This window comes from Mycobacterium sp., from assembly GCF_035506235.1.
Taxonomy (GTDB): Bacteria; Actinomycetota; Actinomycetes; order Mycobacteriales; family Mycobacteriaceae; genus Mycobacterium.
The window spans coordinates 43,287-56,638 of the sequence record NZ_DATJPU010000267.1 but is presented as its reverse complement, the minus strand read 5'-3'; the positions used below and the strand labels follow the sequence as shown (position 1 = coordinate 56,638).

At 64.9% G+C, this 13,352-nt stretch carries 11 protein-coding genes; 8 read left to right on the top strand and 3 right to left on the bottom strand.

Going from position 1 to position 13,352, the window contains the following annotated elements; translation table 11 throughout:
* Positions 1-120 precede the first annotated feature (120 nt).
* Positions 121-996 (top strand): KPN_02809 family neutral zinc metallopeptidase, encoded by an 876-nt coding sequence (gene ypfJ, locus VMD50_RS25300; RefSeq protein WP_325431909.1) that lies wholly within the window; start codon positions 121-123, stop codon positions 994-996.
* Between the two features lies 1 nt (position 997).
* On the opposite strand, the gene VMD50_RS25295 is transcribed toward ypfJ, so the two are convergent.
* Entirely contained in the window at positions 998-1,441 is a 444-nt protein-coding gene (locus VMD50_RS25295) for a hypothetical protein (RefSeq protein WP_325431908.1), read from the bottom strand.
* A 66-nt stretch (positions 1,442-1,507) separates the two neighbouring features.
* On the opposite strand from VMD50_RS25295, the gene VMD50_RS25290 reads away from it, so the two are divergent.
* Positions 1,508-3,082 (top strand): purple acid phosphatase family protein, encoded by a 1,575-nt coding sequence (locus VMD50_RS25290; RefSeq protein ID WP_325431907.1) that lies wholly within the window; start codon positions 1,508-1,510, stop codon positions 3,080-3,082.
* Here the strand turns inward: VMD50_RS25290 and VMD50_RS25285 are convergent, their stop codons facing one another.
* Positions 3,083-4,102 (bottom strand): Rv2578c family radical SAM protein, encoded by a 1,020-nt coding sequence (locus VMD50_RS25285; RefSeq protein WP_325431906.1) that lies wholly within the window; start codon positions 4,100-4,102, stop codon positions 3,083-3,085.
* A 1,161-nt stretch (positions 4,103-5,263) separates the two neighbouring features.
* Here VMD50_RS25285 and VMD50_RS25280 point away from each other — a divergent pair.
* Complete coding sequence (locus VMD50_RS25280; protein WP_325431904.1) at positions 5,264-6,067, top strand: phosphatase PAP2 family protein; 804 nt, start codon at positions 5,264-5,266, stop codon at positions 6,065-6,067.
* Positions 6,068-6,483: 416 nt separating this feature from the next.
* Complete coding sequence (locus VMD50_RS25275) at positions 6,484-6,906, top strand: hypothetical protein (RefSeq protein WP_325431902.1); 423 nt, start codon at positions 6,484-6,486, stop codon at positions 6,904-6,906.
* A 3-nt stretch (positions 6,907-6,909) separates the two neighbouring features.
* Here the strand turns inward: VMD50_RS25275 and VMD50_RS25270 are convergent, their stop codons facing one another.
* On the bottom strand, positions 6,910-7,497 hold the full coding sequence (locus tag VMD50_RS25270; RefSeq protein WP_325431900.1) for an HdeD family acid-resistance protein: 588 nt from the start codon (positions 7,495-7,497) through the stop codon (positions 6,910-6,912).
* A gap of 330 nt (positions 7,498-7,827) precedes the next feature.
* On the opposite strand from VMD50_RS25270, the gene VMD50_RS25265 reads away from it, so the two are divergent.
* The 4 genes from VMD50_RS25265 to VMD50_RS25250 all read left to right on the top strand — a co-directional run bounded on the left by VMD50_RS25265 (position 7,828) and on the right by VMD50_RS25250 (position 13,320).
* The gene (locus VMD50_RS25265; protein WP_325431898.1) at positions 7,828-8,445 is read left to right on the top strand and encodes an HdeD family acid-resistance protein; all 618 of its coding nucleotides are present in this window, start codon (positions 7,828-7,830) and stop codon (positions 8,443-8,445) included.
* 342 nt (positions 8,446-8,787) lie between these two features.
* A complete protein-coding gene (mgtA, locus tag VMD50_RS25260; protein WP_325431896.1) occupies positions 8,788-11,469 on the top strand; it encodes a magnesium-translocating P-type ATPase in 2,682 nt (893 codons plus the stop codon).
* Between the two features lie 366 nt (positions 11,470-11,835).
* Positions 11,836-12,747: a universal stress protein gene (locus VMD50_RS25255; RefSeq protein ID WP_325431894.1), complete on the top strand. Its 912-nt coding sequence runs from the start codon at positions 11,836-11,838 to the stop codon at positions 12,745-12,747.
* Positions 12,748-12,849: 102 nt separating this feature from the next.
* Positions 12,850-13,320: a DUF7144 family membrane protein gene (locus VMD50_RS25250; protein WP_325431892.1), complete on the top strand. Its 471-nt coding sequence runs from the start codon at positions 12,850-12,852 to the stop codon at positions 13,318-13,320.
* The last annotated feature ends 32 nt before the right edge of the window (positions 13,321-13,352 follow it).

Sequence of the window (13,352 nt, the reverse complement as noted above, 5' to 3'; positions counted from 1 at the left end):
CTTCTGGCGGCGGCCAGCGACGGCCCGGGCTAGATTCAAGCCATGTTCCCCTGCGAGCGCGTCGACCTGAGCTTCGTCGACGATGCGGCCCTTGCCGCCCGGCAACGTTAGGAGCGTGTGATGACCTTCAACGAGGGTATGCAAATCGACACCAGCACCGCGTCCTCGTCCGGTGGCGGCGGGATGGGGATGGCCATCGGGGGCGGCGGCATCGGGCTGCTCATCCTCATCGGCGCGTTGTTGCTGGGCGTCGACCCGGGCCGCGTGATGAACCAGCAGATGGACACCGGTGGCTATTCGGCGCCCGGCTTCGATCTGAGCCAATGCAAGACCGGGGCCGACGCCAACAAGTACGTGCAGTGCCGCGTGATCGCCACCGGCAATTCCGTGGATGCCGTGTGGCATCAGCTCATGCCGAGCTACACCCGCCCGAACGTGCGCCTGTTCACCGGTTCGGTCGACACCGGCTGTGGGCCCGCCACCACCGCGGTGGGGCCGTTCTACTGCCCGGTGGACCAGACGGCGTACTTCGACACCGACTTCTTCAAGGAGCTGGTGGATCGATTCGGTTCCAGCGGTGGGCCTTTCGCGCAGGAGTACGTGGTCGCGCACGAATACGGCCATCACGTGCAGCAGCTGCAGGGCATCCTGGGCCGCTCCCAGCAGGGCGCGCAGGGCGCCGGCGGCAACGGCGTGCGCACGGAGCTACAGGCCGACTGTTACGCCGGCATCTGGGCGCACTACGCGTCGACGGTCAAGCAGGAGAGCACCGGCGTGCCCTACCTGCAGCCGCTGAGCGACCAGGACATCGCCGACGCGCTGTCGGCCGCGGCGTCGGTGGGCGATGACCGGATTCAGAAGGAGTCGACGGGGCGCGTCAACCCCGAGTCATGGACGCACGGTTCGTCGGCGGAACGGCAGAAGTGGTTCACCATCGGGTACCAGACCGGTGACCCGAACAAGTGCGACACCTTCTCGGCCACCAACCTGGGCTGAGTCACCAGGGCCGCGTCGAGCAGGTGACCCCCGTGGTGGCGCTCTGGGTGACCACCACCTCGCCGTCGATGGCGATCTGGCACTGAATCTGCGGGACGTTCGACGAGTCGCAGTCGGGCCAGTGACACCCGCCGCTGGCGTTGACGAACGCCCACTGGTTCGGGTTCGCCAGCGTCGCGTTGTAAACCAGCGGCTGCCCGGCGGCGAACGCCGTCGGAACGGTGGTCATGAACTGCGCCGAGTTGGCGTCGAAGGCCGACTGGCTGGGCGGATCGCTGCTCATGTACCGGACGTTGCCGGTGAGATTGCCCGTTGCGGTGATCGTGTAGGTCACCTGATGGCCGGCGGGATCCGCGTGTGAGGTCGCGGGCGTGACGGCCACCGCTGCGGCCGCCGCGAACATTGCCAGCGCGACCCCGCTGAGCACTTTTCGCACGATCGTCATGTCGAAAACGCTACCGGATTTGTTACATGCGGTTCGGCCGAAACCTTGCTCAGGTATGAAGCAAGGGTGAGCGACAATTCCGGGATCAGCCGCCGCCGGCTGCTGAGCACGAGCGCGGTCTCGGCCGCCCTGGGGGCCGGCATCGGCGGCGGGGCGACGCTGGTGTGGTCCGAACGCGCGCACCCCCCGGGCCCCTCGGTGTGGTATCGGCCGGACCACAACGGCGCACCGCCGGTGACGGGTCTGCATCTCCAGTTCGGCAAGAACGCCGCCGCCGAGGTGGTGGTCTCCTGGCACACCACCGAGGCCGTCCGCAATCCGCGCGTCATGCTGGGCACCCCGACGTCCGGGTTCGGGCGCATCGTCGCCGCCGAGACCCGCACCTTCCGAGACGCCAAGTCAGGAGTCGAGGTTCGCGTCAACCACGCGCGCCTGACGGGGCTGATGCCCGACACCGACTACGTGTACGCCGCGGTGCACGACGGCGCCGAGCCGGAAAGCGGGACGGTACGGACCGCCCCGTCCGGACGAAAGCCGCTGCGCTTCACCAGCTTCGGCGACCAGTCCACCCCGACGCTGGCCCGGCTGCCCGACGGCAGGTACGCCACCGACAACATCGGGTCGCCCGCGGCCGCCGACACCACGCTGGCGGTCGAGCGCCTCGGTCCGCTGTTCAACCTCGTCAACGGCGACCTGTGCTACGCCAACCTCGCGCAGGACCGCATCCGCACCTGGTCGAACTGGTTCGAGAACAACACGCGCTCGGCGCGGTACCGGCCCTGGATGCCTGCCGCGGGCAACCACGAGAACGAATTGGGTAACGGGCCAATCGGTTACGGCGCCTATCAGACCTATTTCGCGTTGCCGGATTCGGGGTCGAGCCCGGAGACCCGCGGGCTGTGGTACTCGTTCACCGCCGGTTCGGTGCGGGTGATCAGCCTCAACAACGACGACATCGCCTTCCAGGACGGCGGCAACTTCTACGTGCACGGGTACTCGGGCGGAGAGCAAAAACGCTGGCTTGCAAGCGAACTTGCCGCCGCCCGGCAGGACCCGGAGATCGATTGGATCGTCGTCTGCATGCATCAGACGGCGATCTCCACCGCCGACAAGACCAACGGCGCCGACCTGGGCATCCGTGAGGAATGGCTGCCGTTGTTCGACCGGTACCAGGTCGATCTGGTGGTGTGCGGCCACGAGCACCACTACGAACGGTCGCACCCGCTGCGCGGAACGCTGGGCACCGACACCCTAACGCCGGTCCCCGTCGACACCCGCAACGACGTCATCGATTCGACCCGCGGCACGGTGCACCTCGTGATCGGCGGCGGTGGCACGTCGGCGCCGAGCAACGGGTTCTTCTTTCCCGAGCCACGGTGCCGCGTGCTGACCGGCGTCGGGGCGTTCGACCCCGGGCTTGGCCGCAAGGCGCCGATCTACGTGCTGGAGGACGCGCCGTGGTCGGCGTTTCGCGACCGCGACAACCCTTACGGCTTCGCGGCTTTCGACGTCGACCCGGGCCGGCCCGGCGGCGACACGTCGATCAAGGCCACGCATTACGCGCTGAGCGGCCCGTTCGGCGAGGTCACCGCCGTGGACCAGTTCACGCTCACCAAGCCGCGCGGCGACCGGCCGACCTAGTCAAAAGAGCGTCGCCTGCTGCGGTTCCGGTCTGGCCGTGGTCTGTGGGACCGGGCGGGGATCGCCGCCCAGCCGATGCTTGGCGACGAGCGGCGCGGCCCGTTCGCGCAGCATGTCGCGGTAGCTCGGCGGCAGGTAGGCCCCGCGCCGGTACAGCTCGCGATACCGGCCGACCAGTTCGGGGTGTGAGCGGGCCAGCCAGGCCATGAACCAGCCGCGGGTCGAACCGCGCAGGTGCAGGCCGAAAACCGTCACCCCCGTGGCGCCGGCCGCGGCGATCTGGCCGAGCAGCCGATCGAGGTGGTCGGTGGAGTCGGTGAGGTGCGGCAGCACCGGGGCGACCATCACGTGACAGTCCAGGCCGGCGTCGCGGATCGCGGTGATGAGGCCCAGGCGCGCCTGCGGTGTCGGCGTGCCCGGCTCGACGTCGCGGTGCAGTTCGGGATCGCCCACCGCCAACGACACGGCGACCGACACCGGAACCTGTTGGGCCGCTTGGGTTATCAGCGGGAGGTCGCGACGCAGCAGCGTGCCCTTGGTGAGGATCGACAGCGGCGTGCCGGATCCGGCGAGGGCGCCGATGATGCCCGGCATCAGCGCGTAGCGGCCCTCGGCGCGCTGGTAGGGATCGGTGTTGGTCCCGAGCGCGACGGTCTCCCGCTGCCACGACGGCCGGCGCAGCTCGCGGCGCAGCACCTCGGCGACGTTGGTCTTGACCACCACTTGGGTGTCGAAGTCGGTGCCGCAGTCGAAGTCGAGGTATTCGTGGGTGGGACGCGCGAAGCAGTAGCGGCAGGCGTGCGAGCAGCCGCGGTAGCCGTTAACGGTGTACCGGAACGGCAGGGCCGCCGCGTCGGGCACCTTGTTCAGCGCCGACCTGCACAGCACCTCGTGAAATGTGATCCCCTCGAATTGCGGCGCGCGCACGCTGCGCACGAGGCCGATCCGCTGCAGCCCCGGCAGCGCCCCGTCATCGACGGGGTTCCCGTTGACCGCGACGGCCTGGGTCGCCCAGCGCATATCCTCTATTCGAACAATCGTTCGACAGGAAGTCAAGCCACGCTAAAACGGCGGCGGAGCCGGGAACAGCGGCACCCTGCCCGGGGCGGTGACGTAGGTGTGCCCGACCACGCTGCCGTCAGGGTAGGTGGCGCCACCTCGATTCCTCGACCTCTCGGCGCCATAGAGTAGGAACCGCGCCACTGGGTTAGGCCTTCAACTACCATCAAAATTTGCGCCAATCGCTTGCATATAACGATTGGTGGGCGACGCACACGGAAGGAATCACTGTGACGACATCTGAGCACCGCCAGGCGCAACAGCACCATCACACCCACGGCCCCGGTTGCGGGCATGCATCTGTGTTACATGCGGACCATGTGGACTATGTGCACGACGGTCGCTTGCACCGGGAGCATCGCACATCCGACGGGGTGCATTACGACGAATGCACTACCTGCCAATGCCCCCATTGTTCCGACTCGTGTGCAATCTGTGATTGCGCCGACTGCACGTGTCCGACCTGTAACCACAAGGCGTGTCAGTGCGCCCACTGCGCCGATGCCTGTAACAACTGCGCATGCGCCGATTGCACCTGTCCGACCTGTAGGCACGCCGCCTGAGCCAGTGCGACGACGCATCACTTGGCCATGTGTTCGCCATTGACATGACCACGTTGATGTCCTCGCCCGCCAGGTCGCGGCCAATCACCGCCACCCCTACAGGTGCGGCTTTTCACCCGTCACAATCTCATAAGGGTTTCCGTGCCCTGCGATGGCTTGCAGGACGCTAAGCCGGTGACCGTTCCGCGCTGGTCGAGAAGTCCTGCGCTGAAAGGACTAAATGTGTGCGACGATCGCCGCGATAGCCGTCCAGATAATCAGAACCCAAATCGCAACAGCGATGGCCGCGGAGATCACCGACATCGAGTCCAATCGCACCTTCATGAATCCTCCTCAGTACCGTCGTGGCTATCGTCGCAGCAGGACAACAACCCAACAGCCGCAGCTTAGACCGGCAATGTAGGGGTGTCTTCCAAGAATGCCAGTGCCGTCAGGCAGCCGTTCATCGCGCCGCCCCCAGAGCGTTGGGCCAATGATGGCACCGACTGGCTAAGAACCGCTTGGTCGCCTTGATGGATGCGCGGCTGCGGGTAGGCGTTCTCGGCGGGCTCAGCCGTGCGTGCTGCAGAATATAGTCATCCAAAACGACATCACCACCACCGTTCTCATAGGGATCGCGCTATTACTGGTCGCCGGCGCAATATTCGGTGACCGTAAGCGGGCAGTGGCGCTGGTCGCCGCCGGGCTCCTGATGGCCTTCACGGCACTCGCGATCGGGGTGCATACCCATGGATGGGTAACCACGTTCGACGCACCCACCGCGTCCTTCATCGGAAACGCCACCCACCGATCCCGCCGGCTCGACGAAGCTTCGTTGATGACCGCGCGTCTCGGTAGCCCCGCAATGATCGCGGCGGCCGGCCTGATCGGCGGAGCGCTACTGTCTTGGCGTGCTCGCTCAGTGAGGCTGGGAATCATAGTGATTGGCACGGTCGGCGCGGCTGTGCTCGCCGAGTCCGTGATCAAGGCGGTCGTTGACCGCCCACTGACTCGAGCGGAGGTCCTGGCAGCACCGCTACTGAGTACCGCCCACCATCCTTTTCCGTCCGGGCACGTGGCGGGCACCGGCGCGCTGCTCGGAATCATCGCCGTGCGCATCGGGGTCGGACGGAGCCATCCTGTGCGGGCCCTGATCACAGCGTTGGCGGTTGCCGGTGTGTTGATCGTTGCGTTCAGCCGGTTGTATCTAGGCCTCCACTGGCTCACTGACGTCGTTGGGGGCGCGATCCTGGCGGTGCTGTTCGTAATTCTGGGGGACGTCGCCGTGAGAACGTTAGCGAACGGTTTCCCTGACGGAGTACCTCAAGGAAAGGGATCCGGTCATGACCACGCCGACACGGCGGAAGTTATTGGCCCATCCTGAAGCGGGCACAGGCATTTCAGGTTGCTGACAAGTCCTTAAGCTACCCCCTCAACCGCCCGACCCTGGGGTCAATGGCGAGCGGTGGGTTTGCTACCGGCTTCATGGTCGAGGTGTCGCCGGCCAATACCCGGCGGTAACGCACCCGTCAACACGCCCTACGTGGGCGCAACGCTGCTTAAGAAGCCGGCGATTTGGCGGTTCGGATTCGCGGTTTAAGAACAACACTGATGCGCACTTCGCGGCAAGAGGCGACTGAGGTAGCGCACTGCTGGGGCATCGGCGCGTCAAAGATGATCGGGAACGGAAACGAGGACAGCGCCTGGACATCGTGGGGATTCGCGTATATGCCGAAGGTGTAGACGCCGGCCCCCAATCGGCATGCTCAGCGGGCCCGGAGTCGGACAGGACGCTCCAGCATGAAAGTCGTCGCGCCGGGTGGCCGGCCGAGAGCGGCGGTGGCCAGCCGCCTCGATACCCTCGGCGGGACGGATCACCGAGTTGCGTTGCTCGACAGCGAATCCGCGGCGCTGGCCGGGGCTGGGGCCGGTCAGACTGCGGCGCAATCGGGTCAGCCGATGACGCTGTTCGAGCTGCAGGCCTGGCTGGGGCACCGCAGTCCGAACACCACCCAGCACTACGCCAAAAACACCCCGAAAACGCTGTCCAAGGCCGACTCCGAAGCCCGATACTTCGCGCGCAACATCCGCGCCATCGAGGTCCTCATCGACCGCTACACCGTCAGCTCCGGCGCAGCCGCCGCGGAGAACCCTGGCAGCACCACGACCTCGGCCACGGCTGGTGCACCTACAGCTTCTTCGAACAATGCCCGCACCGAATGACCCTCAGTGGACAGTCCTCGGCAGCCGTTCGAGGGCCGCATTGCGGCGCAAGGCCATGCGTCCCCAACGCGACCACGTGATCTGTGCGATCCCTACGAGGACTAGGCAAATGCCGGCGACAACTGCCAGCACGGTGATGGAACGGAAGGGCCAGACAACGACGACGACGCCGGCGATCGCGGTCGTGAGGCCAAGAATGATGTACCGGCCGCGGCCGGGCAGCTCGGGATGGCTGATCGCCAAGACGGTGTGCGCATACCCTTGGAACAACAGGCCAACCCCGATGCAGAACGCCAACACCAGCACCGCGGAGCCCTGGCCTAAGCGACGAAAGGCCAACATTGCCAGGATCAACGACAACACGCCGCTGAAAATCATCAGGGTGCGGTTGGCGTCGTGCAGCCCAACGGTGAAGGCGAACACCAGCTGCTCTGTGCCGCTGAAAACTAAGATGACGCCGAACAAGATGGAGGCGACGACGATTGAGGGCTTTGGCCAGGCCAGCACCGCAGCGCCCACGGACAGGGACAATAAGCCTGACGCAAGCAACGACTTCCACGGGTGGCCCACCAGAGTTGGCGCGCTTGTCATCTTGCCCACACAGCTGACCGGCGCCTGTCTTTGGCTCGCTTTGCCCGGACGGCCAGATGTCCCATATTTGGCGGCAATGACCTGATGTGAGGTTCCTTTCGCTGACCGCGTCGTCGCGACGTTAGAAGAAGCGTGCGCGTGCTGGCCAAGACGTAGTAGGGACGAAGGTCACCTGATTCTCATCCGAGGGCAGGGCGACATAAGGCGGGTGCTGCCGGTCGGCGCCACAAATGTGACTATTCGGGGGTCTTGAATGGCCCTTTGTCCCTATTGCGTTTGGGCGGGTGGGGTGAGCATTAAGGCTTACCTATAGAGGAAGGGGTAACTGCTATGACGTCTCCTGAGGTTCCTGAAGTTCCGGTGCTCATTCGTGATCCGTGGGCGCCGGTGTTGTTGGTTGGGGCGTTGACGGTCACGTTGGGTGCCGTTGTGCTCGGGTGGCCGAGTCGCTCGATTGTGTTCGCTGCGGTGATGCTCGGTGTGTATCTGGTGGCATCGGGCATTGCGGCGGTGCTGTTTGCGTTCAGCTTGCACGTGGCCGCTGGTGACCGGGCGCTATTGTTCATCGTCGGGGCGTTGTCGTTGGTGCTGGGGATTTTTTCGTTCCGTCACTTCGGCGGAGGCTATGCGGTGTGGTTGTTAGCCGTGTGGATCGGCGTGGGTTTCGTCTTTCAGGGGGTGGCGGCCACGACGATTGGGGTCAGCCATAAGGAGTTACCGGGACGGGGCTGGACCATTGTGTGCGGTGTGCTGAGCCTGATCGCCGGGGTGGTCGTGTTGGGGTGGCCGTTCGACTCGATCGCGGTGTTGGCGATTGTCGCCGGGGTGTGGCTGGTCATCATCGGCCTGACCGAGATCGTGATGGCCTTCGCGGCGCGCAGCGATCTCAACAGGGCGGGAAAGGTGGTGACGGGGATGGCCCACGGGGCGCGTCAGCGAGCGGCCTGACCAGGTGGTAGCCGCGGCAGACCGGCTCTCTGGTGGTGGCTGGATGGCCGGTTGCCATGCGCATGTGAGGTGCGGCGCCAACCAGGACTCGATGCGCAGTGAGACAATCGGTCTCGCAAGCCGTCATAGGTGTCGAACCGTTGTCACTCGCCACGCCGGGTCGGCGCGACACGCCTCGCGGCAGATCACCGGGCTGTGTTAAGGGCCTTTCAGCCCTATGGCACGGTACCCAGCTAAACCACGATGCATCTGTGACCGCAATCTGTCGTGGTCATAGTGGCTGATTGGTCCCCCTCGGGACGGCACAGCGGCGTGGCATGAGTGCTCGCAGAAAGCTAGGCAATGTCGGTAGCACCGGAGCCGACCAATACGTCGGTTGTCGATAGGCTGACCGCCCCGCAGGTAGCCGCGGCTTCGGTGGACGACGTCATGGTGTGGTTGGACAGTTCGGCTGCCGGGCTGTCGTCCGTGGAGGCATCGGCTCGACTGGAGCGCTTTGGCCCCAATGCCGTCCGCACTCATCGCGTCAGTGCGCTGGAGGTGTTGGGTCGTCAATTCCGCAATAACGCGGTGCTGATCTTGTTGGCAGGCACCGCGGCTGTTTCGTACTTTCTCGGCGACAGGTTGCAGGCGGTGATCATCGCCGTCATTCTCGCGATGAGCGTCGGGCTGGGCTTTCTCAACGAGTACCGCGCCGAAAAGGCCGCCGCGGCACTGCATTCGCAGCTGCGCCACAGCGCGGTGGTGCGCCGCGATGGCGAGTTTGTCACGGTCGATGTCGTCAACCTCGTCCCCGGCGATGTGATTCGGTTGTCGCTGGGGGAGGCGGTGCCCGCGGATGCAAGGCTGATCGACGTTAATGGCCTGGAATGCAACGAAAGCATACTGACGGGGGAAACGACCGACTCCGAGAAGTCACCGCAACCGGTTAGCGTCGGCACTGGGCTGGCAGACCTGTCCGATGTGGCGTTCATGGGCACGATCGTCAGCGCCGGCGAGGGCACCGGCGTGGTGTATGCGACCGGCGGGCATGCCGAATTCGGACGTATCGCGGCCGGGCTTGGGGAGCGCCAGCCGGAAACGGATTTTCAGGTCGGGTTGCGTAAGTTCTCGTATCTGCTGCTGAAAGTGGCGATCGCGCTGACGACCCTGATCTTGATCATCAATCTGCTGCTGCGAAAGCCGTTGATCGATTCGGTGCTGTTTTCATTGGCGATCGCGGTGGGAATCACGCCCCAGCTGCTGCCGGCGGTGGTCAGTACCAGCTTGGCGACCGGCTCGCGGCGGCTGGCCAGGGTCAAGGTCCTGGTCAAGCGTTTGGTGTGCATCGAGGATCTCGGCGACATCGACATTCTCATCACGGACAAGACCGGCACCCTCACCGAAGGCCGGATCCGCTTGATCGACACGGTGAACCCTGCGGGTGCGCACAGCGAATCGGTGCTGCGTCTTGGCCTGCTGGCCACCGATGTCCCCCTGGAGTCGGGAGGAGCCAGCGCCAACCCGCTTGATGCCGAGCTCTGGGAGGCGCACGGGGCACGTGAACTGGTCGGCCATGACGTAAACCGCGTTGCCAGCGTGCCATTCGACCATGTCCGCCGGGCCACGTCGGCGTTGGTCGACGACAACGGGAAACGTTTGCTTGTGGTCAAGGGCGCGCCCGAACAGGTGCTGGCCAAATGCGCCACCGTGCCCGGTGCGGCGCAGGGCACCTTGGCGTCGCTGTTCGGCGCCGGCCGTCGTGTGGTGGCGGTAGCCGTCAAGCCGGCGGCCGAGCTCACCACGATCACCGCGGACGATGAGTGCGATCTGATGCTCGCCGGCTTCCTGGTCTTTGCGGACGAACCAAAAGCTGCCGCACGACAGTCGCTGGCACAGTTGGCCGCCCTGGGCATCGAGCTGAAGATCGCCACCGGCGATAATGCGGTTGTCGCCGAGAAAGTATGTGCCGATTTGGGTTTGGCATCCCGGGGTACCATCACGGGCGCACAGCTCGAAACGCTGGCCGGCGAGCAGCTGGCTGACGCCGCCCAAAACCACACCATTTTCGCCCGCATATCACCCGAGCAGAAGGCCCGGCTGGTCACCTCCGCGCGGCGCACCGGGCGATCGGTCGGCTTTCTCGGTGACGGTATCAACGACGCGCTGGCATTGCATGCCGCCGATGTCGGGATCTCGGTGGACAGCGCCACCGATGTGGCCAAGGACGCCGCCGATGTGGTGCTGCTCGAGAAGGACCTCGGTGTGCTGGCGACCGGCGTCGCCGAGGGTCGGCGGATTTTCGCTAACACCATCAAATACGTACTGATGGGCACGTCGAGCAACTTCGGCAACATGTTCAGCGCGGCCGCTGCCTCGGCGCTATTGCCGTTTCTGCCCATGCTGCCCAGTCAGATCCTGCTCAACAACCTGCTGTACGACAGCTCGCAGTTGGCGATCCCCACCGACCGCGTCGACGAGGAGCAGCTGCACGCGCCTTCACACTGGAACATTTCGTTCATCCGGCGGTTCATGCTCACGTTTGGACCCATCAGTTCCCTGTTCGACTTCCTGACGTTCGGGTTCATGCTTGGCGTGCTACACGCGGGCGCGGTGGAGTTCCGTACCGGGTGGTTCGTGGAATCGCTTGCCACCCAAACATTGATCATCTTCGCGATCCGCACCCGCAGGATTCCATTTTTCCGCAGCCGACCGGGCCGACTCCTGACGTGCACCAGTCTCACGGTGGTGGTTGTCGGTGTCCTGCTAACCATTTCCCCGCTCGCTCAGCCACTGGGCTTCACCACACTGCCGTGGCAGTTCTTCGCCGCGCTGGGCGCGTTCGTCATCGCCTACCTGATACTGGTGGAGGTGACCAAGACGATCTTCTACGCCGACCCGATACATCTGGCTGATCCCGCCCATCGCACCCGCGGCCGTGCACACCTCATCCATCGGCGTGCTTCGCGGTTCAGTCACGCCGGCCGTATCACCGACCGCGCGGTGCGACCACCGGCCACCGGCCCTCGGGCGCCGGCAAGGTGAGACGCGACGTCGGTTCCGCATTCAACAGGAACGTTTGGCGACGCAGATCACCCTCAAAAGGACAGCAAGAGAACTACGTTCGGGATCCAACAAACGGTCCAGCGCCCCAAGGCTGGATCCGCAAGCGCCTCAGCGGCTTCTTCCGCCCGCCGCCCTCATCGTTCCCGCAGCTCCTGTAACCGCGACCGCGACCAGCGACAAGACGACGCCCGACCGTGGGCGGGCACCTGGGCACGGGTGCCGTTCCCGTCCCGGACAAAGGGAGTTCGACCATTTCGTCGGTGACCAATGCCTCCTGGCGGCAGTGGCTTGGGCGGCTACCGTCATCGACATAAAGCTGGGCATATGGATCGAGAGGAACACGAAATGTCGAATGCCAACAAGCATCCAGGCGTGGTCGTGGGCATCGAACGGTCGGACAGTGCCGGCGCCACTGTGCGTTGGGCGGCGCGTGAGGCGATACTGCGCGATGTTGCGCTCACCATCGTGCCCATCGAGCCCTTGCCGGCATTCGGCTCCGCTGCACGGGTTCTCGCCACCGCTCCTAACGTGGACGAACTGCTCCAGTGGCGCGAGGATGAAGCGCGGAGAATATTTTCCGATGCGATGAAGTCGATCGAAGACGACGCCGACGGCGGAAACGTACCCGAGACCGAGATCAACACCGACCTGTTGTATTCGGCGCACGTGCCGACACTTGTTGACATGTCGGTGGAGGCCCAGATTATGGTGGTCGGTTGTCGCGGTCAGGCCGCGCAGGACGACCGCGGCCCGCATAGGTCGGTAAGCACAAATTTGGTGCACCTCGCCCACTGTCCAGTCGCGGTGATCCACGAGAACGATTCGGGATCATTGCCGTCCGTGCAATTACCGGTGCTCGTCGGCATCGACGGCTCAGCGGGGTCTCAATTGGCGACGCAGATCGCTTTCCAAGAGGCCTCCTGGCGACGTGTGGAATTGGTGGCACTGCACGCCTGTAGTGATGGCGACGCATCAACGATGCCCACTGTGGAATGGTCCGCGCTTCAATCCACGGCGCGCGAAACCCTCGAAGCGGGGCTGGCCGGCTGGCACGAGTGCTATCCCGACGTCAAGGTTCGGCGCATTGTCGTGGACAACGAACCGGCCCATCACCTTCTCAACCAGTCGCAGTCGGCCCAGCTCGTTGTCGTTGGCAGCCGCGGCCGGGGCGGACACCCGGGCATGCTGCTCGGTTCGGTCGCCGCGGGCGTGGTAAAGGAGGTCGGCATACCGGTGATTGTGGCCCGCTATGACTAAAGCCGTCGAGGGAACGACACCAGGTCAACCGCGCGACCGTAGCTCTTGAGCGCCAACATATTAACTGAGCGATCGACGACTTCTGGAATCCAGGAGGCAGGTATGGCCCAGAACTCGGCCAATGGACATTCACGTCGGCAGGTAGCGGCAGGCATCGGGAACTTCGCCGCCGCCACCGTGTTGTGGGTCGCTGCTGTGATGACCGTTTTTCAGGGCATCTCCGCGCTGACCCATGACGAGGTCGTGTTGGTCTGGCCGGATTATCTGTACGAGTTCAACACCACCGCGTGGGGGTGGATCCATATTGTTGTGGGAGTGCTGCTCGCCGCCGTGGCGTTGGGGCTATTCTGGACCGCTACCTGGGCACGAATTGCTGCGATTGTGATCGCTGCGCTATCGATCCTGAGCATGTTCATGTGGCTGCCGCATTCGCCCATCTGGTCCGTCGTGGTAATCGCATTCGACCTCCTCGCCATCTGGGCAGTGGCAAACTGGACGCTTCCGCCGGACCGCCCGTCCCGGAACCAGGCTGACGGCGCGGCGGGCAGCGCTGCGGAGCAGCCCCCGCCATAGCGGAACCGCCCTAGCGGTGGCGATCCGGCCAA

Coding starts and splice junctions, on each gene's coding strand:
- VMD50_RS25255 (WP_325431894.1), top strand. CDS start 11,836: ATGTCGAATGCCAACAAGCATCCAGGCGTGGTCGTGGGCATCGAACGG.
- VMD50_RS25285 (WP_325431906.1), bottom strand. CDS start 4,102: ATGCGCTGGGCGACCCAGGCCGTCGCGGTCAACGGGAACCCCGTCGAT.
- VMD50_RS25295 (WP_325431908.1), bottom strand. CDS start 1,441: ATGACGATCGTGCGAAAAGTGCTCAGCGGGGTCGCGCTGGCAATGTTC.
- VMD50_RS25265 (WP_325431898.1), top strand. CDS start 7,828: ATGACGTCTCCTGAGGTTCCTGAAGTTCCGGTGCTCATTCGTGATCCG.
- VMD50_RS25275 (WP_325431902.1), top strand. CDS start 6,484: ATGAAAGTCGTCGCGCCGGGTGGCCGGCCGAGAGCGGCGGTGGCCAGC.
- mgtA (WP_325431896.1), top strand. CDS start 8,788: ATGTCGGTAGCACCGGAGCCGACCAATACGTCGGTTGTCGATAGGCTG.
- VMD50_RS25270 (WP_325431900.1), bottom strand. CDS start 7,497: ATGACAAGCGCGCCAACTCTGGTGGGCCACCCGTGGAAGTCGTTGCTT.
- VMD50_RS25250 (WP_325431892.1), top strand. CDS start 12,850: ATGGCCCAGAACTCGGCCAATGGACATTCACGTCGGCAGGTAGCGGCA.
- ypfJ (WP_325431909.1), top strand. CDS start 121: ATGACCTTCAACGAGGGTATGCAAATCGACACCAGCACCGCGTCCTCG.